Annotated in this window: 30 protein-coding genes; 28 read left to right on the top strand and 2 right to left on the bottom strand. The window is 67.5% G+C overall.

Translation table 11 applies throughout. From position 1 onward, the window contains the following. Positions 1 to 13 precede the first annotated feature (13 nt). Together NLM25_RS04125 and NLM25_RS04120 are read right to left on the bottom strand one after the other, a co-directional pair. Positions 14 to 277 carry a hypothetical protein gene (locus tag NLM25_RS04125; RefSeq protein WP_254136141.1) on the bottom strand — a complete coding sequence of 88 codons (264 nt, stop codon included), beginning with the start codon at positions 275 to 277 and terminating at the stop codon, positions 14 to 16. Continuing rightward, positions 256 to 630 carry a hypothetical protein gene (locus NLM25_RS04120; protein ID WP_254136140.1) on the bottom strand — a complete coding sequence of 125 codons (375 nt, stop codon included), beginning with the start codon at positions 628 to 630 and terminating at the stop codon, positions 256 to 258. Before NLM25_RS04120 ends, NLM25_RS04125 begins: the two co-directional genes overlap by 22 nt. 225 nt (positions 631 to 855) lie before the next feature. On the opposite strand from NLM25_RS04120, the gene NLM25_RS04115 reads away from it, so the two are divergent. The 28 genes from NLM25_RS04115 (at position 856) to trbK-alt (ending at position 26,046) form a co-directional block, all read left to right on the top strand. Continuing rightward, positions 856 to 5,178, top strand: coding sequence for a strawberry notch family protein (locus NLM25_RS04115; RefSeq protein ID WP_254136139.1), 4,323 nt, complete (start codon positions 856 to 858; stop codon positions 5,176 to 5,178). After that, on the top strand, positions 5,178 to 6,215 hold the full coding sequence (locus tag NLM25_RS04110) for a toprim domain-containing protein (protein WP_254136138.1): 1,038 nt from the start codon (positions 5,178 to 5,180) through the stop codon (positions 6,213 to 6,215). Before NLM25_RS04115 ends, NLM25_RS04110 begins: the two co-directional genes overlap by 1 nt. A 294-nt stretch (positions 6,216 to 6,509) precedes the next feature. Continuing rightward, positions 6,510 to 7,433, top strand: a complete 924-nt coding sequence (locus NLM25_RS04105) for a DUF2493 domain-containing protein (RefSeq protein WP_254136137.1) — start codon at positions 6,510 to 6,512, stop codon at positions 7,431 to 7,433. A gap of 160 nt (positions 7,434 to 7,593) precedes the next feature. Continuing rightward, positions 7,594 to 8,100 carry a hypothetical protein gene (locus NLM25_RS04100; RefSeq protein ID WP_254136136.1) on the top strand — a complete coding sequence of 169 codons (507 nt, stop codon included), beginning with the start codon at positions 7,594 to 7,596 and terminating at the stop codon, positions 8,098 to 8,100. 219 nt (positions 8,101 to 8,319) lie between these two features. Then, positions 8,320 to 8,487, top strand: coding sequence for a hypothetical protein (locus tag NLM25_RS04095; protein ID WP_254136135.1), 168 nt, complete (start codon positions 8,320 to 8,322; stop codon positions 8,485 to 8,487). Positions 8,488 to 8,628: 141 nt separating this feature from the next. Then, entirely contained in the window at positions 8,629 to 9,072 is a 444-nt protein-coding gene (locus NLM25_RS04090) for a hypothetical protein (protein ID WP_254136134.1), read from the top strand. Positions 9,073 to 9,635: 563 nt separating this feature from the next. Next, the gene (locus NLM25_RS04085; RefSeq protein WP_104679237.1) at positions 9,636 to 9,962 is read left to right on the top strand and encodes a DUF736 domain-containing protein; all 327 of its coding nucleotides are present in this window, start codon (positions 9,636 to 9,638) and stop codon (positions 9,960 to 9,962) included. A gap of 187 nt (positions 9,963 to 10,149) precedes the next feature. Further along, complete coding sequence (locus NLM25_RS04080) at positions 10,150 to 10,392, top strand: helix-turn-helix transcriptional regulator (protein WP_176612656.1); 243 nt, start codon at positions 10,150 to 10,152, stop codon at positions 10,390 to 10,392. Between the two features lie 120 nt (positions 10,393 to 10,512). Further along, positions 10,513 to 10,776, top strand: a complete 264-nt coding sequence (locus tag NLM25_RS04075) for a DNA -binding domain-containing protein (RefSeq protein ID WP_083900996.1) — start codon at positions 10,513 to 10,515, stop codon at positions 10,774 to 10,776. A 119-nt stretch (positions 10,777 to 10,895) separates the two neighbouring features. Then, on the top strand, positions 10,896 to 11,210 hold the full coding sequence (locus NLM25_RS44240; protein ID WP_375167807.1) for a transcriptional regulator domain-containing protein: 315 nt from the start codon (positions 10,896 to 10,898) through the stop codon (positions 11,208 to 11,210). Continuing rightward, positions 11,104 to 11,661, top strand: a complete 558-nt coding sequence (locus NLM25_RS04070; RefSeq protein ID WP_375167876.1) for a DUF2285 domain-containing protein — start codon at positions 11,104 to 11,106, stop codon at positions 11,659 to 11,661. The genes NLM25_RS44240 and NLM25_RS04070 overlap by 107 nt, the downstream gene beginning before the upstream one ends. A gap of 127 nt (positions 11,662 to 11,788) precedes the next feature. Next, positions 11,789 to 12,070: an AlpA family transcriptional regulator gene (locus tag NLM25_RS04065; protein WP_254136132.1), complete on the top strand. Its 282-nt coding sequence runs from the start codon at positions 11,789 to 11,791 to the stop codon at positions 12,068 to 12,070. 10 nt (positions 12,071 to 12,080) lie between these two features. Then, positions 12,081 to 12,965 carry a replication initiator protein A gene (locus NLM25_RS04060; RefSeq protein WP_254136131.1) on the top strand — a complete coding sequence of 295 codons (885 nt, stop codon included), beginning with the start codon at positions 12,081 to 12,083 and terminating at the stop codon, positions 12,963 to 12,965. 208 nt (positions 12,966 to 13,173) lie between these two features. Beyond that, the gene (parA, locus tag NLM25_RS04055) at positions 13,174 to 13,812 is read left to right on the top strand and encodes a ParA family partition ATPase (RefSeq protein WP_254136130.1); all 639 of its coding nucleotides are present in this window, start codon (positions 13,174 to 13,176) and stop codon (positions 13,810 to 13,812) included. Then, a complete protein-coding gene (locus NLM25_RS04050) occupies positions 13,809 to 14,063 on the top strand; it encodes a hypothetical protein (protein WP_254136129.1) in 255 nt (84 codons plus the stop codon). Before parA ends, NLM25_RS04050 begins: the two co-directional genes overlap by 4 nt. Continuing rightward, a complete protein-coding gene (locus NLM25_RS04045) occupies positions 14,060 to 14,581 on the top strand; it encodes a DUF2840 domain-containing protein (protein ID WP_254136128.1) in 522 nt (173 codons plus the stop codon). The genes NLM25_RS04050 and NLM25_RS04045 overlap by 4 nt, the downstream gene beginning before the upstream one ends. Beyond that, entirely contained in the window at positions 14,578 to 15,123 is a 546-nt protein-coding gene (locus NLM25_RS04040) for a S26 family signal peptidase (RefSeq protein ID WP_254136127.1), read from the top strand. The genes NLM25_RS04045 and NLM25_RS04040 overlap by 4 nt, the downstream gene beginning before the upstream one ends. A 35-nt stretch (positions 15,124 to 15,158) precedes the next feature. Next, positions 15,159 to 15,506, top strand: a complete 348-nt coding sequence (locus NLM25_RS04035; RefSeq protein ID WP_254136126.1) for a DUF736 domain-containing protein — start codon at positions 15,159 to 15,161, stop codon at positions 15,504 to 15,506. A 3-nt stretch (positions 15,507 to 15,509) separates the two neighbouring features. Next, the gene (locus NLM25_RS04030) at positions 15,510 to 16,286 is read left to right on the top strand and encodes a transglycosylase SLT domain-containing protein (RefSeq protein WP_254136125.1); all 777 of its coding nucleotides are present in this window, start codon (positions 15,510 to 15,512) and stop codon (positions 16,284 to 16,286) included. 244 nt (positions 16,287 to 16,530) lie between these two features. Then, positions 16,531 to 18,267 (top strand): VirD2 family relaxase/mobilization nuclease, encoded by a 1,737-nt coding sequence (locus NLM25_RS04025; RefSeq protein WP_254136124.1) that lies wholly within the window; start codon positions 16,531 to 16,533, stop codon positions 18,265 to 18,267. A gap of 28 nt (positions 18,268 to 18,295) precedes the next feature. Beyond that, on the top strand, positions 18,296 to 20,287 hold the full coding sequence (locus tag NLM25_RS04020) for a conjugal transfer protein TraG (protein ID WP_254136123.1): 1,992 nt from the start codon (positions 18,296 to 18,298) through the stop codon (positions 20,285 to 20,287). 7 nt (positions 20,288 to 20,294) lie between these two features. Beyond that, positions 20,295 to 20,729 (top strand): ribbon-helix-helix protein, CopG family, encoded by a 435-nt coding sequence (locus NLM25_RS04015; RefSeq protein WP_254136122.1) that lies wholly within the window; start codon positions 20,295 to 20,297, stop codon positions 20,727 to 20,729. Between the two features lie 168 nt (positions 20,730 to 20,897). Then, positions 20,898 to 21,935 (top strand): P-type conjugative transfer ATPase TrbB, encoded by a 1,038-nt coding sequence (gene trbB / locus NLM25_RS04010; protein WP_254136121.1) that lies wholly within the window; start codon positions 20,898 to 20,900, stop codon positions 21,933 to 21,935. After that, complete coding sequence (locus NLM25_RS04005) at positions 21,878 to 22,210, top strand: TrbC/VirB2 family protein (protein ID WP_254136120.1); 333 nt, start codon at positions 21,878 to 21,880, stop codon at positions 22,208 to 22,210. Before trbB ends, NLM25_RS04005 begins: the two co-directional genes overlap by 58 nt. Next, positions 22,210 to 22,491 (top strand): VirB3 family type IV secretion system protein, encoded by a 282-nt coding sequence (locus NLM25_RS04000; protein ID WP_254136119.1) that lies wholly within the window; start codon positions 22,210 to 22,212, stop codon positions 22,489 to 22,491. The genes NLM25_RS04005 and NLM25_RS04000 overlap by 1 nt, the downstream gene beginning before the upstream one ends. 9 nt (positions 22,492 to 22,500) lie before the next feature. Beyond that, positions 22,501 to 24,939, top strand: a complete 2,439-nt coding sequence (gene trbE, locus NLM25_RS03995) for a conjugal transfer protein TrbE (RefSeq protein ID WP_254136118.1) — start codon at positions 22,501 to 22,503, stop codon at positions 24,937 to 24,939. Next, complete coding sequence (gene trbJ / locus NLM25_RS03990) at positions 24,936 to 25,700, top strand: P-type conjugative transfer protein TrbJ (RefSeq protein ID WP_254136117.1); 765 nt, start codon at positions 24,936 to 24,938, stop codon at positions 25,698 to 25,700. Before trbE ends, trbJ begins: the two co-directional genes overlap by 4 nt. 10 nt (positions 25,701 to 25,710) lie before the next feature. Next, positions 25,711 to 26,046 (top strand): putative entry exclusion protein TrbK-alt, encoded by a 336-nt coding sequence (gene trbK-alt, locus NLM25_RS03985; RefSeq protein ID WP_254136116.1) that lies wholly within the window; start codon positions 25,711 to 25,713, stop codon positions 26,044 to 26,046. Positions 26,047 to 26,094: the final 48 nt, after the last annotated feature.

Here is a 26,094-nt window from a genome sequence, read left to right as displayed (position 1 = left end):
CCGGCCACCGCCTTCAGGCCGCGGCCTTGGCGAAGGCCAGCGCCTTCTCCAGATCGTGGCGGACATGCCGGCGACAGCGATCGTCGCTCCAGCCCCGGGCGACGAGGAATGCCTTCAGCACCAGCTCGGTGGCGATGGCGATCACGTAGCAGATCTCTCGCGCATCGCCGCGATCGGCCGCGTCTGAACCCCGCAGGAAACCTTCCCCATTGGCGAGGAACACAGCCGCCAGCTCGCGGTCGATGTCGCCCGCCGCTACCAGACCGCGACCTCCCACTGGCCATTCACCCGGGCAAAGCCGATCGGGCGATTCTGCGGAGCCGCACCGGCCTTTGTCGGGTCCATGACGAGCTGCGTCATGCATGTCACGCCGGGTCCGACGCCGCCCGGTGAGCAGTCGCCGAGCTTCAGCGTCGCACGTTCGAGCGACATCCCGATGAACCGGCGATAGCGACGCACGGCGGCCGTCGCTTCTTCCTCGCTCGGCTGTGCCACGCCGGCGACCACGGCCGGCGACGCGGCGACGGGCGCAGCGGCGACCGGCGAGATCACCGGCCGGAGAACGAAGCCCGCGCCGAATCCGACCGCCAGGCATCCCGCCGCAAAGATGCCGATCGCGCTTCCCTTCATACCGTCTGCCTTCCTCGCCCGGCGCGGCGAGCCCGTCGAAGGAGACGCCGCGGCTAATTTCCCAACCGAGATTAGCGTCCCATCGTCGCCGCCGGAAGCCGGAGCGATGGGACGGGCGCCCACCGCGCCAGAGTGAGAGGTCGGCCGGGACGGGTTTGAGCCCGTCCGGTCGAGAGAGAGCGCCGGGCCGGCTCGTCCGTCTTCCGCTCTTTCGAGGTATCCTCCATGCTTCACACTCCCGTCTCCGGAGCCGCTCCGGCGGCCCCGCTTCCGCTCGCCCTCGACGCGCCTCCGGCCGCCGCCATCCTCGCCGCCGCCGGCCATCTCCTTCCCCATCTCGAACAGGGCCGCACGATCGACGCCGCGATCCTGCGCGCCGCCATGGAACACGCCTTCGGCGCCTCCGACGCCAGCGGCGCCTGGGACTGGAAGACGGCCTACGACGCCTGCGAGGCGGCGACCGTGCTGTTCCTGCGCAAATACGGAAAGCCGCTTTTCCGCAAAGCCGCGTCTCCGGCTGCACGGCTCGCCGCGCTGAGCAAGATCGCTGGGCTGCTGCCGACCCATACGCGCCGCTCCGAAGAGGCCCAGGCCCTTCAGCAGTTCTCGACGCCGACACCGCTCGGCCTGGCGGCCTTGACCGCCGCAGCGCTCACGCCCGCCGACCGGGTGCTGGAGCCCTCGGCCGGCACGGGCCTGCTCGCGGTCCTCGCGGAGGTCGCGGGCTCGGATCTCATCCTCAACGAGCTGGCAGAGACCCGCGCCGATCTGCTCGCCTCTCTCTTTCCGGCCGTTGCCGTCGGGCGCTTCGACGCCGCCCAGATCGACGATCACCTCGATACCGCCGCCATTCCTAGCGTCGTCATCATGAACCCGCCATTCTCGGTCATGGCGAACGTCTCCGGACGCGTCGCCGACGCCGCCTATCGCCATATCGCTTCGGCGCTGGCGCGGCTCGCACCGGGCGGCAGGCTGGTGGCGATCACGGGCGCAAATTTCTCGCCCGAACTGCCGGCCTGGCGGGACAGCTTCGTCCGGCTGCAGGAGCGCGGCCGCGTCGTGTTCACCGTGGCGATCGCCGGCTCGGTCTATGCCAAGCACGGCACGACGATCGAGACGCGCCTGACCGTCATCGACAAGGCGCCGGCCGAAGATGCGGCTCGGTTCCCCGCATCCCTCGGCATCGCGCCGGACTTGGCGACGCTGCTCGCCTGGATCGAACGGGATGTGCCACCGCGCATGGCCGTCGCGCTGCCGAAGGTCGCGCCCCATACCGCGCCGCGCACCGTTCGCGGCTACCTCGCGCGGGCCGCAGCCGCCGCGTCCGCCCGTCGCACGACTGAGATCGAGGGCGTGCCCCTCGACTATGAGACCGCCGACTGGACGCCGCCCGAGGGCGGTCGCCTGTCGGACTCGATCTACGAGGCCTATGCGCTCCAGTCGATCCGCATCCCGGATGCGCAGCCCCATCCCACCAAGCTGGTGCAATCGGCCGCCATGGCGTCAGTCGCGCCGCCGAAGCCGAGCTATCGGCCGACGCTGCCGGCCGGGATCGTCACCGATGGGCTTCTGTCCGACGCCCAGCTCGAGACGGTGATCTATGCCGGCGAGGCCCATGGCGAATATCTCGCCGGCGCATGGACTGTGGACAAGACCGGCGATCTCGTCACCGCCGCGCCCGACGATGCGCCGAACGCCATCCGCTTCCGCCGCGGCTTCATGCTCGGCGACGGCACCGGTGCCGGCAAGGGCCGCCAATCGGCCGGCATCATCCTCGACAACTGGCTCCAAGGCCGCCGCAAGGCCGTCTGGATTTCGAAGTCGGACAAGCTGCTGGAGGACGCACAGCGCGACTGGTCGGCGCTCGGCATGGAGCGCCTGCTGGTCACGCCGCTGTCGCGCTTCCCGCAGGGCACGGCCATCCGGCTGAACGAAGGCGTCCTATTCACCACCTATGCCACGCTACGGTCCGACGATCGTGGCGAGAAGCTTTCGCGGGTCAAGCAAATCGTCGAATGGTTGGGCTCCGACTTCGATGGAGTGGTCATTTTCGACGAGTCCCACGCGATGCAGAATGCTGGTGGCGGCAAGGGAGAACGGGGTGACGTGGCCCCGTCGCAGCAAGGCCGTGCGGGGCTGCGGCTCCAGCACGCGCTCCCGAACGCCCGAGTCGTCTATGTCTCGGCGACCGGCGCGACGACCGTCCACAATCTCGCCTATGCCCAGCGGCTCGGCCTGTGGGGCGGCGAGGATTTCCCCTTCGCCAATCGCGCCGAGTTTGTCGAAGCCGTGGAGAATGGCGGCGTCGCGGCCATGGAGGTGCTCGCCCGCGATCTGCGCGCGCTCGGTCTCTACACGGCCCGATCGCTCTCCTATGACGGCGTCGAATACGAGCTGGTCGAGCATCAGCTCACGCCCGAGCAGACCCGCATCTACGACGCCTATGCCGGAGCCTTCGCGATCATCCACAATCATCTCGATGCAGCGATGCAGGCCGCCAACATCACGGGCTCGACCGGCACGCTGAACCGGCAGGCGAAGTCGGCCTCCCGCTCGGCCTTCGAGAGCGCCAAGCAGCGATTCTTCGGCCATCTCCTGACCAGCATGAAAACCCCGACGCTGATCCGCTCGATCGAGCAGGACCTGGCCGACGGGCACAGCGCGGTCATCCAGATCGTCTCGACCGGCGAAGCGCTGATGGAACGCCGTCTGGCCGAGATCCCGACCGAGGAATGGAACGACGTCCGCGTCGACATCACGCCGCGCGAATATATCCTCGACTATCTCGCCCATTCGTTCCCGGTTCAGCTTTACGAGCCATTCTCCGACAGCGAGGGCAATCTGTCCTCGCGCCCGGTCTACCGGGACGGCCAGCCCGTGGAAAGCCGAGAAGCCGTCGCCCGTCGCGACGAGCTGATCGAGCGGCTCGCATCGCTTGAGCCCGTTCCCGGCGCCCTCGACCAGATCGTCCAGCGCTTCGGCACCGATCTGGTCGCCGAGGTCACCGGCCGGTCGCGCCGCGTGGTGCGCAAGGGCGAACGCCTCGCCGTCGAGAACCGGGCGGGGTCAGCCAATCTCGCCGAGACGGCCGCCTTCATGGGTGACCAGAAGCGCATCCTCGTCTTCTCGGATGCCGGCGGCACAGGGCGCAGCTATCACGCCGATCTGGCCGCCCGAAACCAGCGCCTGCGGATCCACTATCTCTTGGAGCCGGGCTGGAAGGCCGACGCGGCGATCCAGGGGCTCGGCCGCACCAACCGCACCAACCAGGCGCAGCCGCCGCTCTTCCGACCGATCGCCAGCGACGTGAAGGCCGAGAAGCGCTTCCTCTCGACGATTGCGCGCCGGCTCGACACGCTCGGCGCAATCACGCGCGGGCAGCGCCAGACCGGCGGCCAAGGCCTGTTCCGACCTGAAGACAATCTCGAAAGCCCATACGCCCGCGATGCGCTGCGCCAGCTCTATCTGCTGCTCGTCCGCGGTAAGGTCGAGAACTGCTCGCTCGACCGCTTCGAGTCCGCCACCGGTCTCAAGCTCATGGACCATAACGGCATGAAGGACGAATTGCCGCCGATCACCACCTTCCTCAATCGCCTCTTGGCGCTCACCATCGACCTGCAGGGCGTGCTCTTCACGGCGTTCGAGCAGCTCCTGACCGCCAAGGTCGAGGGCGCGATCCGCAGCGGCGTCTATGATATCGGGCTGGAGACGCTGCAGGCCGAAAGCTTCGTCGTCACCGACGCCCAAGTGATCCACACCCATCCTGGCACCAGCGCGGAAACGCGGCTGCTCACCATCACCCGCCGGGAGCGCAATCGGCCGACGAGTCTCGCCGACGCGCTCGACCATCTTTCCGACCCGCGGGCGCGGCTCCTGGTCAACGGCCGATCCGGTCGCGCCGCCGTGCAGGTCCCCGCACCGTCGATGATGCTCGACGATGGCGAGATCGAGCGCCGCGTCTGCCTGATCCGGCCAATGGAGCAGCATTACGCGCCGCTGCGCATGATGGACGAAAGCCATTGGGAGGAAGCCGATCGTGCCGCCTTCGCCGCCGCGTGGTGGGCGGAGCTGAACGATGTGCCGGAGTTCTCCGACAGCACGATCCATATCGTCTCCGGACTGCTGCTTCCGATCTGGAAGCGCCTTCCGAACGAGTCGACCCGCGTCTACCGGCTCCAAACCGATGCCGGCGAGCGCATCATCGGTCGCCGCGTCTCGCCGGCCTGGGCGGCGAACGCCGTCACCATGGGTGCCCCGACGCTCACCCCCGAACAGGCCTTCACCGCACTGATGGACGGCACGACAATCCTAGATCTCGCCGAGGGCCTGCAACTTCGCCGGGCGCGCGTCATGAGCGCCAAGCGCCTGGAGCTGACCGGTTTCACCGAGGCGATGCGCGACCGTCTGCGGGCCTATGGCCTGTTCAGCGAGATCATCTCGTGGAAGCTCCGCTTTTTCGTGCCGGTCGACGCGACCGGGCCGATCGTCCTCACCAGGCTGCTCGACACCTTCCCCGTCGCGCGCATCTCCGAGCGGGAGGCCGCGTGATGGCACGTCAGGACGCTTCCGATCTTGCACACCGTCTCGGCCGGCAGGCCGAGGCGGTGTGCCGCCATTATCTCTCCAGTGGCCGCCGCGAAGGCGGCTACTGGCTGGTCGGCGACGCACGCAACACGCCCGGGCGCTCGATGTATGTCCGGCTCAAGGACACCCCCAAGGGTCCAGCCGGCAAATGGACCGACGCAGCGACCGGCGAACATGGCGATCTTCTCGACGTCATCCGCGAAACCTGTGGGCTGGTCGACTTCAAGGACGTCGCCGACGAGGCCCGGACCTTCCTCTCGATGCCGCCCCCCGAACCCGAACCTCGTGAGCACGAGCGGCAGAGCCCGGCGCCGCATGGGTCCCCTGAGGCGGCGCGCCGACTGATCCGCATGTCCCAGCCGATCTACGGCACGCTCGTGCAGGCGTATTTACGGGAACGCGGTATTACGGATTTACGCGGAACCGGGAACCTGCATTTCCACCCGCGCTGCTACTATCGGCCCGACGAGCATTCGCCGACCGAGACCTGGCCGTCGATGATCGCTGAAGTCACCGACCTCGGTGGCAAGATCACCGGGGCGCATCGCACTTGGCTCGATCCCCGCCGACGCGACAAGGCGCCGATCGACACGCCGAGGCGTGCATTGGGCGATCTTCTCGGCAACGCAGTTCGATTCGGCAGCGGTGGCGACGTGATGGCGGCCGGCGAAGGCATCGAAACCGTTCTGTCGCTCCGACAAGTCTTGCCCGACATGCCAATGCTTGCGGCGCTCTCTGCGGCACATCTCGCTGCCATCCTGTTCCCCGACACGCTGCGCCGTCTCTACATCGTCCGCGACAACGACCCGGCCGGTGACGGGGCGCGTGATGCGCTGATCGAACGGGCGAACGCGGCCGAGATCGAGGCGATTGTCATCTCGCCCGAGCTGGACGACTTCAACGAAGATCTTCGCACGCTCGGCCTGGATGCACTGCGCATGGATGCCCGGTTGCAGGTCGCGCCGCAGGACGTTGCCCGCTTCATGGCGTTGGCGGCATAGCCGGCAGGAGAACGGGCCTGCGGTTTCGCCGCCGCGCTCGGCGGATGCGTCAATCCATCGGAGGGGGACCGCGCCTCGGCCTTCGAGAGGGCGATCGGCCCACAAGCCGGCCAGCCGGGCAATGGCGGCGGCCGACTATTTTCCGGCGGCCCTGCGGGCCTTTCCATCGCGAGGCAAAATAGCCGGCCTTAGCCATCGAGCCCTGCGCTGCGCTCCGGGTGCCCGGCCGTCCGGCTGGTGGGCTTCGTCGCCATGAAGGCCGCGATGGTCGCGGTCCAACCGACGGAGCATCCCATGCGCGATCACGACGACTACGAACCGCACCACGAATCCTCACCCACCGACCATGTCCTCAACGAACTCCAGCTTCACGGCTATCGCCCCTTCGCAGACGAGCCCGACCAGCGACTTCTTCCCGACGGCAACCAGGTCGCTGGCGCTGTCGCCGACATCTTCGACGCCCTGATCGGCACCCTGGAGGACACGCGCCTCGAACCCGACCTCGACGATCTCCTCTGGTCGACCACCAACGTCTTCCACCGCGCCACCGACCGGATCGGCCGGGAACTGGACGACAACGAGCAGGCCCAGAAGCGGGCGCAGCGCGAACAGGACGGCAGCGAGGTGAAATCCGTCGAACTGGAGCGCTTGATCGCCGAGGGCATGACGCTGATCGAGCGCCAGAACGCCTTCGAGCTAATGCGCGACCAAGCCGCGGAACACTACGAGCGCCACGTCGGCAAGAGTTGGCTTCCGCGCAGCGGATCGAAGGTCAACCATCGCAATCTCACCTCGGCGATGATCGACAGCCGCGACTTCCTGATGGCGAAGAAGCGCGCAGACCAGGAGGTACTCCTGCCGCCGGGCCCGAAGATCGTCGTCACCGGCGGGCTCGACTTCGACGACCACCGGCTGATCTGGGCCAAGCTCGATCAGGTCCACGAGAAGCATCCCGACATGGTGCTGATTCACGGCAAATCGCAGAAGGGCGCCGAGAAGATCGCCTCGCTCTGGGCAAAGAACCGCAACGTCCCGCAGATCGGCTTCGCGCCCGACTGGACGAAGCACGGCCGGGCAGCACCCTTCAAGCGCAACGACGACATCCTGGAGATCGTGCCGAAGGGCGTGATGCACTTCCCGGGCACCGGCATCCACGACAACCTCGCCGACAAGGCCAAGAAGCTCGGTATCCCAGTCTGGAAGTTCGGCGGCGCGTGAGCGCCGCCGACTTCAAACGACTGACCGCGATCTGTTATTGTCCGCAGAAACACTGAGTTTTTGCCGACAGGAGGCGCATCTGGACCTTGACCACATTCAACTCGGCGCGCGTGACGCGCCGCTGATCATCCCATGGCCATCGCCCGGGCTCCCCGGCGGAATGATCCAGTTCAGCGAGCCCGACGAATGGCGACGGTTCATCGTCGGCCTCGGCATCGACGCGCGCATACCCGACATCGTCCAGCTCAAATTCCGGCGCGCACAGGCGCTCTATCTGCTCGGCTGGATCGATCTCGACGTGCTGAAAGCCGGCGAGCTCGCCGCACTCATCGCCCTGGAGCTGACGGTGATGGATCGATATGGCGACAAGATTCCGAAGAAGAAGCGCTCCTTCGCCGCGCTGTTGAAGCATATGGTCGATGTCGATGGCCTCGACGACGCGCACATCCCGATGATCGTCCGCACCGGCGGCACCGCGATCGGATTCGTCACCGGCGCGTCGGAGCCGAGCCTAAGCCAGCGTCGCAACGGCATGGCCCATGGCGATCCGTTCGACGGTCTGCCGGTCGGCGGTCTGCTCGAACTGGTCCGCGACCTCATCAACTACGCCTACAGGGATTTCATCGCCAACGCTCCGGTCGGGCATCGTTCGGCTCTCCTTGCCTGATCGGGAACGTGACCGGCTCTCGTCGCCGAGCACCACCCCCGCTTTTCTGCGCTGATCCTTGGTCAGACTGATCGCTTCACGCCATCAACCCGTAAAGGGTCGGCTATGCGAGCATGCCGCCGCTGCGGCTTCGCCTGCGCGGTGATTGCAGCGCTCAGCCCAACACATCGGGCGCCTGTCAGCGGGGGATGGTCCTCCGCTCGAACAGGAGCCGGATCGATGTCCCTCAACGACGCCCACGCCTTCGCCTTCAGCCTCGCCACCACGCTGATGGCCGCCATCATCATCTTCCAGGCTGGCGACGGCACGCTGTCGGTCATGCCCGCCAGCGAATATGACGGCGACATCGTCGCCATCGTCCATGAGATCGACCCCTTCGCCCCTTGACCGGGGCGCCCTGGTCGCCCGAGCGGAAATCGCCGCCGATTTCCGCTCCCGGCACGCGCGCTCTTGCGCTATACTTCAGCGGCGCCGTGGTGGTGGTGGAAGGCGCGACCGTCAGACCTTGTCCATACGGAGACCACCGCCATGATCATCTTCGCAATACTTGCATCCCTCGCAGCGATAGGCCTGCTTTGCTGGCTGCTGTTCACGCTGGCCGTCTTCGCGCTGCCAGCGTTCGTCGGCGTGACCACGGGCGCCTGGGCGCACGGCATGGGCGCCGGCATCCCGGGCGCCATCCTGGTCGGCGCCGTCGCGGCGGCGATCACGCTCGCCGCCGGCCATCTGCTCATCACCTTCGTCCGGCCTATGTGGCTGAAGCTGATCGTGGCGGCTGCCTTCGTGGCGCCGGCGGCGATCGCCGGCTTCTATGCCACCCATGGCATCGTGAAGCACCTCATGCCGTCCGACGCGTGGCAGATCACCTTCTCCGTCATCGGCTCGGTCGCAGTCGGCATCACCGCCTTCGTGCGGGTCCCTGGAATGGCGGCGGCTCCGGCCCCGTCCAGCCGGGACCTTGCACGGGCCTGATCTTCGTCATCGCCGTCAGGAGGATCAGGGCAACCGTGGCCGTGGTCGTTCCCGTCGTCTGATGCCGGAACGATAGGCGGGTGCGACGCGGATCGACGCTGGTCCGGAAAGGCGGTTCTCGTTGGAGCGCTGTGAGAGCTGAGCCGTGTCTAGGCGTGCACTGGACATCGGTGCGGCGATCTCGGCGGTGGCGGTACGACGGCCGGATGCGGCAGCGTCGGCCTGGAAGGAGGAGACGAAGTCGGTGAGCATGCTGTGCCGCCGGTTGCCGTTGCGGGACGGCCGCCATCTTCTCCGTTACCGGACCGTGCCTCGACCGCTCCAAACGGCCTCTTCAATGGCCTGATCTGGCCGAAGACCGGCTGCGCCTCGATCGCCTATGACGCAACAGCCGCGTCAAACTTTCTTCCCCTGCCGGCTCAAGCCGTCATTCCTCGCGAGACAAGAAAGCCCTCCTTAGCTGTCAGGGCCCCTTCGGGGTGCGCCGTCGATCGCCTCCGGCCTGCCGATCGCCATCGAGGCCGCAATGGTGCGGGCTCGGGAACGGAAAACGGAGACTTACAATGGCGACCATCGGCACCTTCAAGAAGACCGGCTCGAACGAGTTCACCGGCGAAATCGTCACCCTCAGCGTCCAGGCCAAGAATGTGCGCATCGTTCCCGACCAGCGCTCCACCGGCGAGAACGCCCCCAGCCACAGGGTCTTGGTCGGCCGCGCCGAGATCGGCGCCGCCTGGTCCAAGCGCTCCAACGAGGGCCGCGACTATCTGGGCCTTAAGCTCGACGATCCGAGCTTCAACGCCCCGATCTACGCCAACCTCTTCGACGACGAAGGCGAAGACACCTTCTCGCTGATCTGGTCCCGCCCCAACGGGCGGCGCGGCGACTGAGGCCCCGCGCAAGGCCCCGGCCGGACTGGGCCGGGGCCTTCGGCTTCCACGGCGACCGAATCAGTTCGCGCCGCATGAATGCAAGTGAAGATCGCCGGGGGTGTTAGAGCTGGCGCCGGCGCCTTAGAACGACTATTATAGTCGTAGTTCTGGCGTGCGCGTAGGTCCGAGTGGGAGGTGATCATGCATGATCACCGCCCGACAATCGCGGGCCGCACGCGCGTTGCTGGGTTGGACACAGGAGACGCTCGCTGACCGGGCCCGGGTATCTTTGACCGCGCTGAAGCGCCTCGAGTCCGAAAGCGACCTCGAGGTCTATGAGAGCACGCGCGATGAAGTCCGGCGCGCGTTCGAGGGCGGCGGGATCGTCTTCCTGAACTCCGACCAGGGTGTGGGAGTGATGCTTGTCAACAGGAAGAGAGACGACTGACGCGTCGACGGGCAATCGCCCCGCTCCGCCGCCGTGTACACGGTCTGGCGATGGCCTCTGTTCTCAAAACAGCGTTAACAATCCCCTTCAAAATGGATACATCTATGAACGGGGGATACCGTGACCAAAGAAGACTTTCTGGACCAGCCGCCTGACGGCGCAGCGCTCACCGCCTATGACCAGGCGCATCTGAAGCTTTACCTGCGCCTTCTCGATGCTGACGCTGACGGTGCGGACTGGAAAGAAGTCGTCGAAGCGCTCTTCGGAATCTGTGCCAAAACCGATCCAGAGCGCGCCGCCCGCGTCCACACCGCTCATCTCTCCCGCGCCAAATGGATGACACAAAGCGGCTACAGCGAACTCCTGGGGCCCCGCCTCCACTGAGGTGATGCAGGACTTGCATCACGTTGATCCGACTTCGTTCTTCCCAACGATCACTCAACTTGGAATCGTCATCGCTTCACAACTCGCGTTGCGTAACATTTGCGCGGAGGCGGCGGAGGATGTCCGGGGAAGAAAAATGGCAGTCTGAGGCCGCCTATGACTATATCGACCAGCTTACGACGAGCGAACTTGCCTGGGAATTCCTACGGCGAAACCCGGATTACAGGAGGTCTTTTCAGGAATTGTTGTCCTCCGGGCGATTGAGCGACGAAACGGCGACGGCGTTTGCTCAGCAATGGGGGTTATGTTTTCGCAGCAGACCCACGCATCACGGGCCTCGCGCAGCCGATCTTCTGGACCCCGCAAACCGATCCGGCGGCGATCATCCTCCAAAGCGGGCCCGCCCTATCCGAAGGTTCTCATCTCACCGTTGACGATCTTCGGGCTCACGCTGTCCGAGACCGCGAAGCAGCGCTTCTGCGGTTGAACCTCCACGGAGAGCGGTTCGATGTCAGCCTCTCCGGTTCGATGGAAGGCGACTCGCTCGCCGCGGTGATCCCGCTCGACGAGATGACACCGGACCGCCTGACGGCGTTGGGCCGGTTCTGGTCGGCCGCGACAGGCCGAGCGGTGCCGGCGGACCCGCGCATGACGCCCCAGCGGCTTCAACGGGCGCGACAGATGCTACGCGCGGTTGACGCCCGCGAGACGGGCGCCACCTACCGGGCCATCGCCCGGTTTCTTTTCCCCCAACATGAGAACGACGCGACGTCGTGGGTTGGCAGCGCCATCCGCGAAACCACCATTCGCCTCACCCGCGACGGCATGAAGCTCGTTCGCGGCGGATACCGGGCGCTGCTGCGCCGTCCCCGACGCGAACGCTGACACCCACCCGGGTGTCGAATTTAGCTTCCTTACTTCGACATCGTCCGAGGCGCCGTCTTCGCGCCACCGTGCTCGCAACCCGCCGCTCGTTCGCAGCGGCCACCCGCGAGACCACGGAGGTTCGATCATGGCCGAAAAAGCCGCCAATCTACCGCCACGATACCTAAGAACGCAGGAGGCGGCCCGCTTCCTCGGCCTTTCCGAACGCACGCTCGAAAAGCATCGCACCTACGGCACGGGTCCGACCTATCGGAAGCTCGGCGGCCGCGTCGTCTATTCGGTCGACGACCTCCAGACCTGGGCGGATCGCGGTCTCGTCACTTCGACGTCCGATCCGCGCGGCGCGACCGTCCTTCCGGCAAAGCGCCAGGCGGCCGCGCCTACCGCTGCTGGCCGCTTCCCGCGCTGAGCTCCTCACGATGTCGGCGCGCCATCACCTCAGCGAACGCGAGCAGCTCGATCTCTTTCGGGCTCTGCCCGGCGATCTCGCACCCCGCGACGCTCAAGACCTGATGGCGTATCCCTTCTTCGCCCTCGGCAAGTCGAAGCGACTGGCGCCGATCAACTTCAAGGCCGGCTCCGTCGTCATCCGTGTGGAGGCCGTCCCCGAGCACGGCATGGCCACCATCTGGGACGCCGACGTGCTGATCTGGGCCGCGTCTCAGATCGTCGAGGCGCGTGACCACGGACTGCGCCCGTCGCGCCTTATGGCGACCACGCCCTACGAGATTCTGCAGTTCATAGGCCGCGGCGTCAGCTTGCGCGACTACGACCGATTGAAGGCCGCGCTCGACCGACTCCAGTCAACGACGGTCGCGACGTCGATCCGCCAGCCGACCGAGCGGCGGCTGCATCGCTTCTCCTGGATCAACGAGTGGAAGGAGCGCGCCGACGCTCGCGGCCGGCCGCTCGGGCTCGAATTGATCGTGCCGGACTGGTTCTACGCCGCGGTGCTCGACGACGCGCTCGTGCTGACGATCGACCGCGATTATTTCGGCCTGACGGGCGGTCTGGAGCGCTGGCTCTATCGCCTTGTGCGCAAGCACGGCGGCAAGCAGGAATTTGGCTGGAGCTTCGATTTCCCGCATCTCCACGCCAAATCCGGTAGCCTCTCGCCGCTCAAGCATTTCGCCTACGACCTGCGCGACATCGTCCGCCGGCAGCCGCTGCCAGGCTACCGCCTGACCATCGAGCAGTGCCTCGGCGGCCCCGAAATCCTGTCCTTCAAACCCATCGATCCGAACGCGTTCGGCATCCCCCGCCAGCGCCGCCGCTCGACCAAGCGCCCTGGGGATAAGCTGTGAATCGTCTCGTGCTATCAGGGACTGGACCCATCGTGCCATCGAGGACCCGATCCTCGTGCTATCGGGGACCGGAATCGCCGAATCCGCTCGCTAAATCAGCAGCTTGCAAGCCCTGTAACTTCTCTAACCTAGATTCCTTCGGAATCTTTCTAACGCGAACCGCATTTTCGCTGCGTGTGGATGAGTCCCCGATCGCCGGGAGACTGTCATGATCGTCGCGCTGCTCAACCAGAAGGGCGGCGTCGGCAAGACGACGATCGCGCTCCACCTTGCCGGCGAATGGGCAAAGCGCGGCCAGCGCGTCACCCTCATCGATGCGGACCCGCAGGGCTCGGCGCTCGACTGGTCGCAGCAGCGGGCGCGAGAAGGCCTGCCTCGGCTCTTCGGGGTGGTCGGCCTGGCACGTGACACCCTTCATCGCGAGGCGCCGGAGATCGCCCGCGACGTCGACCACGTCATTATCGACGGGCCGCCGCGCGTCGCCGGGCTGATGCGCTCGGCGCTGCTCGCCGCCGACCTGGTGCTTATCCCGGTGCAGCCTTCGCCCTTCGACGGCTGGGCGTCGGCCGAGATGCTGTCGCTGCTCGGCGAGGCCCGCATCTACCGGCCCCAGCTCGTCGCGCGCTTCATCCTCAATCGCTGCGCCGCGCGCACCGTAATCGCCCGCGAGACCGCCGAAACGCTGGCCGACCACGATCCGCCGCTGCTTGCCGCCACTGTCGGCCAGCGCGTCTCTTTCGCCGATACCGCGCAGACCGGGCGGCTTGTCGGTGAACTCGACAGCGACAGTGCCGCCGCACGCGAGATCGCCGCACTCGCGACCGAGATCGGGAGGATCGCGCCATGACCGCGCCACCTCCGAAGCGCGGCTTCGCCACCCGGCCGGGCGACGCGGAGACCTGGATCAGGGCCGCCGAAGCACCCGCACCGCGCGCGCCCAACGCCGACATCTACACAGCGCGGCTGACGATCGACGTCACCCAGGACCAGCGCGCACGGATCAAGATCGCCGCCTTCCAGCGCGGCGTCACCGTGGCCGACATGCTGCGCGAGCTGCTCGCGCGCGAATTTCCCGACAGCACTGGAGACGTGACATGACCGGCGCCGACGCCATCCATGCGCGCGCCGAGCTCATACCGGCCGCGCCGCCGCCTCACGACCTGACCGAAGTCGAGCTCACCTGGATCGAGAAGCGTGTGGAGAACTGGATCAGGTTCGGCCGCGAGGTCGGCGAACAGATCCTCGACCGCCGTCGCCGCGTGCTTCGCTTTGCGCCGGACAGCGTCTTCGGCTTCGTGCGTTGGGCGGCCAACGACTACGGGACCATCGCCTCGCATCTCGACGTGCTGCGCACGGTCCGCGCCGGCGAGCCGCAGCAGACCGTGCCCTTCGTGAGTCCCGGGGGCGACATTCTGCTCAAGGTCGAAGGCTGGCCAAGGGTCGAGCGCGTGCTGCAAATGATCGATGCGATCGAGGCGATCGGCATCCATCCCGGCGACGTCTCGCCCGATCATTGGCGGCACATCCACAACAGGATGAACACCGGCGAACAGCCGCGATCCTACACGACCCAGCAACACAAGGCCTTCCTTCTGCGTCGGAGGGCCGGATCATGAGCCGCTTCGGCTACGTCATGGTCACCTACGTCCTGACCATGGGCATGGCGACCGCCGCCTTCGTCGACTTCCCGAAGAAGCTTATCTGGAACGCCTCGGCAAGCACGCCGATCGGACTTTACAGCATCGCGCCGGCAGACCGCTTCGCGGTCACCGATCTCGTCGCCGTCCGCGCGCCCGAACCGCTCGCCGCCTTCATGGTCGAGCGCGGCTATATCGGCCGCGGCGTGCCCTTGATGAAGCGCGTCGCGGGCGTTCCCGGCCAACAGGTCTGCCGCCGCGATCACGCCATCACCGTCGACGGCGTGCCGATGGGCGATGCGCTCGACCTCGATCATCTCGGCCGCTCGCTGCCCGTTTGGCAGGGCTGCCGCCGCATCGCCGAGGGCGAGCTTTTCCTGATGAACTGGTCGGTCCGCGACAGCCTCGACGGTCGCTACTTCGGCCCGCTGCCGACCGCCGACGTGATCGGCCGGGCGACACCGCTCTGGACCGATGAGCACGGCGACGGCCGCTACGCATGGCGCGCGCCGACCCGCTGAACTGCCGCTTCCCCCCCCAACCGAAGGAGACGACCATGACCCAGATCGGCCAATTCACCCGCACCAAGTCCGGTTATTCCGGGCGGCTCACCGCGCTCGGCATCGACGCCGAACTCGCCTTCGTTCCGGCCGAGGCGTCGGAGGCCGAGAACGCGCCGGACTACCGTGTCCTGCTCGGCGGGGACGACGGCATCGAGATCGGCGCCGGCTGGAAGCATGTCGGCGAACGTGCCGGCGACTACGTCTCCGTGCAGCTCGACAGCCCGCTGTTCCCGCGTCCGCTGCGCGCCAACCTCTTCCACTCCGGCGACGACAGCACCTGGGGTCTGCACTGGTCGCGGCCCGCCAAGCCGCGCCCCAACACGCGCGACAGGGAGGACTGATCGGTGCGCGCCCCGCATCGATCGCAGCATCATCGGAGCGGCACGGACAAGTCGCGTGCCGCCTCCCGGCTGCTCCTCCTTCTCCTTTCCGGCCTGCCGATCGCCGCTTCGCCAATGTCGCCGGCGCAGGCTCAGACCGTGCCGCCGGTTCCGGCCGAGGCGAGCACCCAGCTCGCCGGCTTCGTGAGCGAGGCCTCGCAGCGGTTCGGCGTTCCGGTCGCCTGGATCCGCGCGCTCATGCGTATCGAAAGCGCCAACGACGCGCGCGCCGTCTCGCCCAGGGGCGCGATGGGTCTGATGCAGATCATGCCCGACACCTGGGCCTATCTGCGCGCCCGCTATCGCCTTGGCAGCGATCCGTTCGACCCCCGCGACAACATCGTCGCGGGCACGGCCTATATGCGCGAACTCTACGATCGCTACGGCGCACCGGGCTTTCTCGCGGCCTACAATGCGGGACCCGGACGGTACGACGACTACCTCGCGAATGGCCGCCCGTTGCCGGCCGAGACGCGCGCCTATGTCGCCCAGCTCACGCCCCTTGTCGGCGGCGAAGCGTCTCCGGCCATCGTCACTGTTGCTGCCGCCGATCCGCTGGCGTGGACGCGCGCACCGCTCTTCATCGGCGCCTCTGATCGCGGTCCGGGCGCAGGTCCGGTGCAGGCCGATGCGCGGGCGCGTGACGGCGACACCGCGGCGACACCGCGTGATGCGGCGGCCGATGCGAACCCGACCGGCGGCCTGTTCGTCTCCCGCCGGGAGCCTGCAGGCCCGCGATGACTGTCTCACCCGTCCATCGCAGCGTGGCGAACCCCGGCGCAGAGTGGAGGGCGTTGGGAGGGAGGACCGCAAACACAACCGCACGATGGCAGGATAAAAGGGCGCGATGTGCGCCTTGGTTCGGTTGTGTTTTTTCAAGGACTTATGCCGCGATTTCGCGAGGTGCGCCTGATCGACGCAGGCTGCGCGCCGGCGCTTTCATCAACAAAATCATCGGCTTCGCGCGATGTGCGAGGCCTCAGCCGTGACCGACGAGAACGAATTCCGAATCCGGCCCGGCCGCATCCGTTCGACCAGCGCACAGCGGGCACGGCCCTTCATTGCTCAGGCGTTGGCCGCCGCCCAACGGGCCGGCGGCAGCGTCTCCCGGCAAGGGAAGATTGGGTCCGGCGCGCGGTCCCGGTTCGGGCGCGGCCAGCGCGCCTCGATCCAGGCGAACCGCTTGATCACGGCGCGCTCGCGCGGCGCGGTCATCAAGGCGCGTGTGGTCCGCCATGGCGGCCGCAACGCGCCGCTCGCGACCCATCTCAACTATCTTCGCCGCGACGGCGTCACGCGTGACGGCGAGAAGGCGCGACTATTCGGCCCCGGCGGCGACGATGTCGACGCCAAGGATTTTGCCGAGCGCGCCGAGGGCGACCGCCACCATTTCCGTTTCATCGTCAGCCCGGACGACGCGGTGGAGATGTCCGACCTCAAGGGCTTCGCCCGCGAGCTGGTCGGCCAGATGGAGAAGGACCTCGGCACGCGGCTCGAATGGGTGGCAGTCGATCACTGGAACACCCAGCATCCGCATGTCCACGTGATCGTCCGCGGCGTGCGCGACGACGGCCAGGACCTGGTTATCTCGCGCGACTATATAAAGGAGGGCATGCGCGACCGGGCGCGCGACCTCATCACCCGCGAGCTGGGGCCGCGCACCGATCAGGAGATCCGGCGCACCCTCGAACGCCAGATCGATGCCGATCGCTGGACCAACCTCGATCGCCAGCTCGCCCGCGACGCCTATCGCACCGGCGTCATCGATCTCGCCCCGCAGGCCGATCGGCAGCCCGACGAGTTCCACGCGCTCAAGGTCGGGCGGCTGCGCAAGCTGGAAGGGCTCGGACTCGCCGACGAGATCGGCCCCGGCCAGTGGACGATCTCGGAGAAGGCCGAGGCGACCCTGCGCGAGCTGGGCGAGCGCGGCGACATCATCAAGCGCATCCATCATGGGCTCACCGAACGCGGGATCGCGCGCGGCGCCGGCAGCTACGTGCTCGCCTCCGAGAGCCTCGACGATCCCGTCGTCGGCCGCCTGGTCGCGCGCGGCCTCGACGACGAGCTGAAGGGCACGGCCTTCGCGGTGGTCGACGGCGTCGACGGGCGCACCCATCACATCAAACTGCCGGACCTCGACGCGGCCGGCGACAGCGCGCCGGGCTCGATCGTCGAGCTGCGCAAGTTCGACGACGCGCGCGGCGAACGGCGCGTCGCGCTCGCAGTGCGCTCCGACCTCGACATCGAGCGGCAGGTCACCGCGACCGGCGCGACCTGGCTCGACCGGCAGGCCATCGCCCGCGAGCCCGTAGCGCTCGGCGGCGGCTTCGGCGCCGAGGTCCGCAACGCCATGGATCGACGCGCCGACCATCTCGTCGGCCAGGGCCTTGCCGAGCGTCAGAAACGCGGCATCAGCTTCCAGTCCGGCCTGATCGACACGCTGCGCCATCGCGAGCTGGACGCGACCGCCACGCGGATCGCCGCCGAGACGGGGCGCGCCCAGGTCAAGACCGAAGCAGGCGAGTACGTCACCGGCACCTACCAGCGGCGCCTCACGCTTGCGACCGGCCGCTTCGCGATGATCGACGACGGGCTCGGCTTCAGCCTCGTGCCCTGGACGCCGTCACTCGAAAAGCAGCTCGGCCGCCGCGTCTCGGGCGTCGCCCGCGGCGACGGCGGCATCGACTGGAGCTTCGGCCGCAAGCGGGGGCTCGGCCTGTGACCACCCACCAACCGAAGGGACCCCCGCCATGTCCGCCACCAAGATTCTCTGGGGCCAGATCCTCGTTGTCTTCGCGATCGTCCTGCTGACGACCTGGGCCGCCACGCAATGGACGGCCTGGAAGCTTGGCTTCCAGCCGCAGCTCGGCCCCGCCTGGTTCATGCTCGGCGACTGGCCCGTCTACTATCCGTGGTCCTTCTTCCCGTGGTGGTATTTTTATGATGCGTATGCACCGCCGATCTTCGTCGAGGGCGCCTATATCGCCGCGTCCGGAGGGTTCATCTCGATCGCGGTGGCGATCGGCATGTCGGTCTGGCGGGCGCGCGAGGCGAAGAACGCCGAGACCTTCGGCTCGGCCCGTTGGGCCCGCGCCGACGAGGTGCGCGGCACCGGCCTGCTCGGCGAGGATGGCGTGGTGCTCGGCAAGTTCGATCACGCCTATCTGCGCCATGACGGCCCCGAGCATGTGCTGTGCTTCGCGCCGACCAGATCGGGCAAGGGCGTCGGCCTTGTGGTGCCATCGCTTCTGACCTGGCCGGGCTCGGCCATCGTCCACGACATCAAGGGCGAGAACTGGACGCTCACCGCCGGCTTCCGCGCTCGCCACGGCCGCGTGCTGCTGTTCGACCCGACAAACGCGAAGTCGGCAGCCTATAACCCGCTGCTCGAGGTACGCCGCGGCGAATGGGAAGTCCGCGACGTCCAGAACATCGCCGACATCCTGGTCGACCCGGAAGGCAGCCTCGAAAAGCGGAACCACTGGGAAAAGACCAGCCACGCGCTGCTGGTCGGGGCGATTCTGCACGTCCTCTATGCCGAGGAGGACAAGACGCTCGCCGGCGTCGCCGCCTTCCTCTCCGATCCGAAGCGCCCGATCGAGTCGACCTTGGCGGCGATGATGAAGACCGCGCATCTCGGCGGGGCCGGGCCGCACCCGGTCATCGCGTCGGCGGCCCGTGAGTTGCTCAACAAATCCGACAATGAGCGGTCGGGCGTGCTCTCGACCGCCATGTCGTTCCTCGGACTTTACCGCGATCCCGTTGTGGCGGAGGTGACGCGCCGCTGCGACTGGCGCATCGCCGACATCGTCGGGGCTCGGCATCCGACCAGCCTCTACCTCGTCGTGCCGCCGTCCGACATCGCCCGGACAAAACCGCTCATCCGGCTGATCCTGAACCAGATCGGCCGACGCCTGACCGAGGACCTGCACGCCAAGGGCAACCGGCATCGGCTGCTGCTCATGCTCGACGAATTCCCCGCGCTCGGCCGGCTCGACTTCTTTGAATCCGCATTGGCCTTCATGGCGGGATACGGGCTGAAGAGCTTCCTGATCGCGCAGTCGCTGAATCAGATCGAGAAGGCATATGGCCCGAACAACTCGATCCTCGACAACTGCCACGTCCGCGTCAGCTTCGCGACCAACGACGAACGGACCGCAAAGAGGGTCAGCGACGCGCTCGGCACTGCCACCGAGATGCGCGCCATGCGCAACTATGCCGGCCATCGGTTGAGCCCGTGGCTGGGTCACCTGATGGTGTCGCGCTCGGAGACGGCCAGGCCGCTGCTCACGCCCGGCGAGGTGATGCAGCTCCCGCCCGCAGACGAGATCGTCATGGTCGCCGGCACCCCGCCGATCCGGGCGAAGAAGGCGCGCTATTTCGAGGACCGGCGGTTCAAGGAACGGATCGTCGCGCCCCCGACAATCGCCAAGTCGACCACGCCGGCCACGGACGACTGGAGCCGGTTGCCGGTTCCGGCCCGCCCAGCCGCCGCGCTGACCGGCGGCGTCAACGCGCCCGAGGGCGGCGACGAAGATCCGACCGGCTCCGAACGTCGCCATCAGCCCGAGCTGAACCGCGCCGCGCTGGTCGAGAAGAAGGCTCCGATCGAGAACGAGTTCGAGGTCGGGCTCGATGACGACGCCGATGAGGACACCGCGCAGATCAGTCGCGCCAACCAGGTGATGCAGGGCGTCGCTCGTCAGGTCTCGCTCGACCCGAACGACGGCATGGAGCTGTGAGACTTTCATGGCCAATCCGTCGAAGAAACAGCGCCTGTCCGTCTACCTCGAACCCGACGTGATGAAGGCGCTCGCGGCCCATGCCGCCCGCCGCGACCAATCGCGCTCACTGGTCGCCGAGGCCGCGATCGCGTCCTTTCTGTCGCCGGACGCGGCCGAACGGCAGGAGGCGGCGACAACCAAACGCCTCGACCAGCTCGACCGGCGCATGACGCGCATCGAGCGAGACCTCGGGATCTCGGTCGAGATGCTCGCCGTCTTCGTGCGCTTCTGGCTGACCACCAATCCGCCGCTGCCCGAGCCGGCGCAGGCCGCGGCCCGGGCCCAGGCTGGCGAGCGCTACGACGCCTTCGTCGCCGCGCTCGGCCGCCGGCTCGCCAAGGGGCCGAAGCTGCGCCAGGAGATTTCCGAAGACATCGAGGCCGTGGGCGACGCGCAATAAGCACCGATTGCGACAACTCAAGTATTCGTCGATTCCGCCGAACGCCTGTCTTTGTACGCCACAGTACGACAAGCAAAACAAGCTGTTGCCGAGGGCCGATTTCCGGCTCCTTTAATCATCCCCGATCCAGGGACGGCCCGACGCGGTCCCACAAAGAACGGGGACGACGTGGCTGCTTCTTCCGAGAAATCTGAGGCGATACTTCGCGGGGCGCGCATGCTGCGGACCGCACTCGGCCCTGCAATCGCCGGTTTCCTCGGAGACGCCAGCGTTGTCGAGGTGATGCTCAACCCCGACGGCCGTCTCTGGATCGACCGGCTCTCGGAGGGGTTGTCCGACACGGGCGAACGGCTCTCGGCCGCCGATGGCGAGCGCATCGTGCGCGTGGTCGCGCACCATGTCGGCGCCGAAGTTCACGCCGGCAATCCTCGCGTCTCGGCCGAGCTGCCGGAAACGGGCGAGCGGTTCGAAGGCCTGCTGCCGCCGGTGGTGGCGGCGCCGGCTTTCGCGATCCGGAAACCGGCCGTCGCCGTCTTCACGCTGCAGGACTACGTCGCGACCGGCACCATGACGGCCGAGCAAGCCGAGGTGCTGCGCCAGGCCGTCGTCGATCGGCGCAACATCCTGGTCGCAGGCGGCACGAGCACCGGCAAGACGACGCTGACCAATGCGCTGCTCGCCGAGGTTTCGAAGACCTCCGACCGCGTCGTGCTGATCGAGGACACCCGCGAACTGCAATGCGCCGCGCCGAACCTGGTCGCCATGCGGACCAAGGACGGGGTCGCCACGCTCTCCGATCTCGTCCGGTCCTCGCTCCGCCTGCGCCCCGATCGCATTCCGATCGGCGAGGTGCGCGGCGCCGAGGCGCTCGATCTCCTCAAGGCCTGGGGCACCGGCCATCCCGGCGGGATCGGCACGATCCACGCTGGCACGGCGCTCGGTGCGCTGCGCCGCCTTGAGCAGCTCATCCAGGAAGCCGTCGTCACCGTCCCGCGCGCGCTGATCGCCGAGACGATCGATCTCGTCGCCGTGCTCTCGGGCCGCGGCTCCACCCGACGCCTGGCCGAGCTCGGCCGCGTCGAGGGTCTCAACCCCGACGGCGATTACCGCGTCCGCCCCGCCACCCAGCCCTCTGAAGGAGACCCCGCATGGTCCGTCGTGCCCTGCATTTCCGTCGCCACATCGCGACTACCGCATCCGTCCTGATGGTTAGCTTGATGCTGGCTCCGGCCGCCCACGCCTCCGGCTCTTCGATGCCGTGGGAGCAGCCGCTCAATCAGATCCTTCAGTCGATCGAAGGCCCGGTCGCCAAGATCATCGCGGTGATCATCATCATCGTCACAGGCCTGACGCTGGCCTTCGGCGACACATCGGGCGGTTTCCGCCGGCTCATCCAGATCGTCTTCGGACTCTCGATCGCCTTCGCGGCTTCGAGCTTCTTCCTGTCCTTCTTCTCGTTCGGCGGCGGGGCGCTCGTCTGATGGCGGGCCTGGTCGAGAGCGGCGGCGATGTCCCCGGCTACAGCGTCCCGGTCCACCGCGCGCTCACCGAGCACATCCTGCTCGGCGGCGCGCCGAGGAGCATCGCCATCCTCAACGGTACGCTCGCTGCCGCTCTCGGTCTCGGCCTTCGTCTTTGGCTGGTCGGCCTCGGTCTCTGGGCAATCGGTCACTTCGCCGCCGTCTGGGCGGCCAAGCGCGACCCGCAATTCGTCGACGTCGGGCGCCGGCACCTTCGCATTCCCGGTCACCTGAACGTCTGAGGCGCGCCCATGATGAACCTCGCCGAATACCGCCGGACCTCAACCCGGCTCGCGGATTTCCTGCCCTGGGCGGCGTTGGTCGCGCCCGGCGTCGTTCTCAACAAGGACGGCAGCCTCCAGCGCAGCGCTCGCTTCCGAGGCCCCGATCTCGATTCCGCTGTGCAGGCCGAGCTGATCGCCGTCGCCGGCCGCCTCAACAGCGCCTTCCGCCGCCTCGGTAGCGGCTGGGCGATCTTCGTCGAAGCGCAGCGCCACCCGGTCGGCGCGTATCCGGCGAGCCGGTTTCCCGATCCCGCCTCGGCGATGGTCGATGCCGAGCGCAAGGCCGACTTCGAGGAAGACGCCGCGCACTACGAGTCGAGTTACTTCCTGACCTTTGCCTTCCTGCCTCCTGCCGAGGACGCCGCGCGCGCCGAAAGCTGGCTCTACGAGGGCAAGGCCGAACGCGGCGTCGACGCCTGGGAGGCGCTGCGCAGCTTCGTCGATCGCACCGACCGCATCCTGCAACTCGTCGAAGCCTTCATGCCGGAGTGCGGGTGGCTGGATGACGCCGAGACGCTGACCTATCTGCACTCGACAGTCTCGACGAAGCGCTATCGCGTGCGCGTTCCCGAAACGCCGATGTATCTCGACGCGCTGGTCGCCGATCAGCCGCTTACGGGCGGCCTCGAACCGCAACTTGCCGATGCTCACTTGCGCATCCTGACTGTCGTCGGTTTTCCGACAGCGACGACGCCCGGCATCCTCGACGATCTGAACGGGCTCGCCTTTCCGTATCGTTGGGCGACGCGCGCGATTCTGCTCGACAAGACCGACGCCACCAAGCTGCTCACCAAGATCCGGCGGCAGTGGTTCTCCAAGCGCAAGTCGATCGCCGCGATCCTCAAGGAGGTGATGACCAACGAGGCGAGCGCTCTGGTCGACACCGACGCCGCCAACAAGGCGGCCGACGCCGACCTCGCGCTGCAGGAACTAGGCGCCGACTATGCCGGACAGGCTTACGTCACAGCGACGATCGCAGTCTGGGATAACGATCCCCGCGTCGCGGCGGAGAAGCTCCGCCTCGTTGAGAAGGTGATCCAGGGCCGCGACTTCACCGCGATGCCCGAAACAATCAACGCGGCTGACGCTTGGCTCGGTTCGCTGCCCGGCCACGTCTACGCCAATGTGCGTCAGCCGCCGATCTCGACGCTCAATCTCGCCCACATGATCCCCCTAAGCGCCGTGTGGGCGGGGCCGGAACGGGATGAGCACTTTGGTGCGCCCCCCTTGCTGTACGGCAAGACCGAAGGGTCCACCCCGTTCCGGTTCTCCATCCATGTCGGCGACGTCGGCCACACGCTGGTGGTCGGTCCGACCGGCGCCGGCAAGTCGGTGCTGCTGGCGCTGATGGCGCTACAGTTCCGCCGCTACGCCCAAGCCCAGGTCTTTGCCTTCGACTTCGGCGGCTCGATCCGCGCCGCCGCCATCGCCATGGGCGGCGACTGGCACGATCTCGGCGGCGGCCTGACCGAGGGCTCGGCCGACAGCGTCGCGCTGCAGCCGCTGGCGCGAATTGACGAGGCGGCCGAGCGTGCCTGGGCCGCCGACTGGATCGTCGCGATCCTGATGCGCGAAAGCATTCAGGTCACGCCCGAGGTCAAGGAGCTGATCTGGACGGCGCTGTCGTCGCTGGCGAGCGCGCCGATCGGCGAGCGCACCCTGACGGGCCTAGCGGTGCTGCTGCAGTCGAACGACCTGAAGCAGGCGCTGCGGCCTTACTGCGTCGGCGGCCCCTATGGCCGATTGCTCGATGCCGAGAGCGAGAATCTCGGCGTCGCAACCGTCCAAGTCTTCGAAACGGAGGGGCTGATCGGGACGGCCGCGGCGCCTGCGGTGCTGGCCTATCTCTTCCATCGCATCGAGGACCGGCTGAACGGTGAGCCGACGCTGATCATCGTCGACGAAGGCTGGCTCGCCCTCGACGACGAGGGTTTTGCCGGTCAGCTCCGCGAATGGCTGAAGACGCTGCGCAAGAAGAACGCCAGCGTTGTCTTCGCCACGCAGTCGCTCTCCGACATCGACGGCTCGGCTATCGCGCCGGCCATCATCGAAAGCTGCCAGACGCGGCTGCTGTTGCCCAACGAGCGGGCGATCGAGCCCCAGATTACGACGATCTACCGACGCTTCGGCCTGAACGACCGCCAGATCGAAATCCTCGCGCGCGCCATGCCGAAGCGCGACTATTACTGCCAGTCGCGTCGGGGCAACCGGCTCTTCGAGCTCGGCCTGTCGGACGTCGCGCTGGCGCTCTGCGCCGCCTCCTCCAAGACCGACCAGGCGGCCATCGACCGCATCGTCTCCGAGCACGGACGCGAGGGCTTCCTCGCCGCCTGGCTGCGCCATCGCGGCATCTATTGGGCCGCGGATCTCATCCCCAACCTCACCAACCTGGAGAGTCAGCCATGAAACTGCGTGTCCCCCGCGCGGCCCTCGCCGCCGCCATCCTTGCCGCACCGTTGTCGGTGTCGCCGATGATGATCGACCCGGCCTCGGCCCAATGGATCGTCTACGATCCCACCAATTACGCCCAGAACGTCTTGCAGGCCGCTCGGGCGCTACAGCAGATCAACAACCAGATCACCTCGCTGCAGAACCAAGCGCAGTCCCTGATCAATCAGGCGCGCAACCTCGCGAGCCTGCCGTATTCCTCGCTCCAGCAGCTTCAGCAGTCGGTCCAGCGGACCCAGCAGCTCCTCCAGCAGGCCCAGGGCATCGCCTATAACGTCCAGAACATCGATCAGGCGTTCCGCGCGAACTATGGCGCTGGCAGCGCCTCGATGTCCGCCTCCGACCAGCAGCTCGTCGCCCAGGCCAAGGAGCGCTGGAACAACACCGTCACCGGCCTGCAGGACGCCATGCGCGTCCAGGCCGGCGTCGTCGGCAACATCGACACCAACCGCACGCAGATGTCGGCGCTCGTCGGCCAAAGCCAGGGCGCGACCGGCGCGCTGCAGGCGACGCAGGCCGGCAACCAGCTCCTGGCCTTGCAGGCTCAGCAGCTCGCCGATCTCACCGCCGTCGTCTCTGCCAACGGCCGGGCGCAAGCGCTCGCCGAGGCGGAGCGGTCCGCCGCCGCCGAACAGGGCCGCGAGCAGCGCCGGCGCTTCCTGACGCCGGGCGTCGGCTACCAGCCGGGCAACGCGCAGATGTTCCCGGGCAGCAACTGAGGGCGCGGCGATGGACGGAAAGATTCTCGCGCGGATCGGCGCCATCGGCTTCGTCACCTTTGCGATCACGGCGACGGCCATCGGACTCTCTCGCAAGGACGAACCGCCGCTCTATCGCAGCGTCGCAGCAGCGACCGAGACGAGCGCCGATCCGCTCAAGACCGAGCTGCGGCGCTGCCAGCAGCTCGGAGAAGCCGGCACCCGCGAACCCGCCTGCCTTCAGGCCTGGGCGGACAATCGCGACCACTTCCTGAAGCCTTCGCAGGCCTTGGAGCGCAGCCCGCGCCGCAGGCGCCAGGGCTGCAGGACCAGCCGCAGAACCCGCCAGCCGCGCGCGATCCGATGATCACCGGCCCCGCGCCGACGACAGACTCTCACGCGAACGAGGCACGTT

The organism is Bradyrhizobium sp. CCGB01 (genome assembly GCF_024199795.1).
Classification (GTDB): Bacteria; Pseudomonadota; Alphaproteobacteria; order Rhizobiales; family Xanthobacteraceae; genus Bradyrhizobium.
This window is presented reverse-complemented; position numbering and strand designations above follow the sequence as displayed.

Coding starts and splice junctions, on each gene's coding strand:
- NLM25_RS04120 (WP_254136140.1), bottom strand. CDS start 630: ATGAAGGGAAGCGCGATCGGCATCTTTGCGGCGGGATGCCTGGCGGTC.
- NLM25_RS04115 (WP_254136139.1), top strand. CDS start 856: ATGCTTCACACTCCCGTCTCCGGAGCCGCTCCGGCGGCCCCGCTTCCG.
- NLM25_RS04110 (WP_254136138.1), top strand. CDS start 5,178: ATGGCACGTCAGGACGCTTCCGATCTTGCACACCGTCTCGGCCGGCAG.
- NLM25_RS04105 (WP_254136137.1), top strand. CDS start 6,510: ATGCGCGATCACGACGACTACGAACCGCACCACGAATCCTCACCCACC.
- NLM25_RS04100 (WP_254136136.1), top strand. CDS start 7,594: ATGATCCAGTTCAGCGAGCCCGACGAATGGCGACGGTTCATCGTCGGC.
- NLM25_RS04095 (WP_254136135.1), top strand. CDS start 8,320: ATGTCCCTCAACGACGCCCACGCCTTCGCCTTCAGCCTCGCCACCACG.
- NLM25_RS04090 (WP_254136134.1), top strand. CDS start 8,629: ATGATCATCTTCGCAATACTTGCATCCCTCGCAGCGATAGGCCTGCTT.
- NLM25_RS04085 (WP_104679237.1), top strand. CDS start 9,636: ATGGCGACCATCGGCACCTTCAAGAAGACCGGCTCGAACGAGTTCACC.
- NLM25_RS04080 (WP_176612656.1), top strand. CDS start 10,150: ATGATCACCGCCCGACAATCGCGGGCCGCACGCGCGTTGCTGGGTTGG.
- NLM25_RS44240 (WP_375167807.1), top strand. CDS start 10,896: ATGTCCGGGGAAGAAAAATGGCAGTCTGAGGCCGCCTATGACTATATC.
- NLM25_RS04065 (WP_254136132.1), top strand. CDS start 11,789: ATGGCCGAAAAAGCCGCCAATCTACCGCCACGATACCTAAGAACGCAG.
- NLM25_RS04060 (WP_254136131.1), top strand. CDS start 12,081: ATGTCGGCGCGCCATCACCTCAGCGAACGCGAGCAGCTCGATCTCTTT.
- parA (WP_254136130.1), top strand. CDS start 13,174: ATGATCGTCGCGCTGCTCAACCAGAAGGGCGGCGTCGGCAAGACGACG.
- NLM25_RS04050 (WP_254136129.1), top strand. CDS start 13,809: ATGACCGCGCCACCTCCGAAGCGCGGCTTCGCCACCCGGCCGGGCGAC.
- NLM25_RS04045 (WP_254136128.1), top strand. CDS start 14,060: ATGACCGGCGCCGACGCCATCCATGCGCGCGCCGAGCTCATACCGGCC.
- NLM25_RS04040 (WP_254136127.1), top strand. CDS start 14,578: ATGAGCCGCTTCGGCTACGTCATGGTCACCTACGTCCTGACCATGGGC.
- NLM25_RS04035 (WP_254136126.1), top strand. CDS start 15,159: ATGACCCAGATCGGCCAATTCACCCGCACCAAGTCCGGTTATTCCGGG.
- NLM25_RS04020 (WP_254136123.1), top strand. CDS start 18,296: ATGTCCGCCACCAAGATTCTCTGGGGCCAGATCCTCGTTGTCTTCGCG.
- NLM25_RS04015 (WP_254136122.1), top strand. CDS start 20,295: ATGGCCAATCCGTCGAAGAAACAGCGCCTGTCCGTCTACCTCGAACCC.
- NLM25_RS04005 (WP_254136120.1), top strand. CDS start 21,878: ATGGTCCGTCGTGCCCTGCATTTCCGTCGCCACATCGCGACTACCGCA.
- NLM25_RS04000 (WP_254136119.1), top strand. CDS start 22,210: ATGGCGGGCCTGGTCGAGAGCGGCGGCGATGTCCCCGGCTACAGCGTC.
- trbE (WP_254136118.1), top strand. CDS start 22,501: ATGATGAACCTCGCCGAATACCGCCGGACCTCAACCCGGCTCGCGGAT.
- trbJ (WP_254136117.1), top strand. CDS start 24,936: ATGAAACTGCGTGTCCCCCGCGCGGCCCTCGCCGCCGCCATCCTTGCC.
- trbK-alt (WP_254136116.1), top strand. CDS start 25,711: ATGGACGGAAAGATTCTCGCGCGGATCGGCGCCATCGGCTTCGTCACC.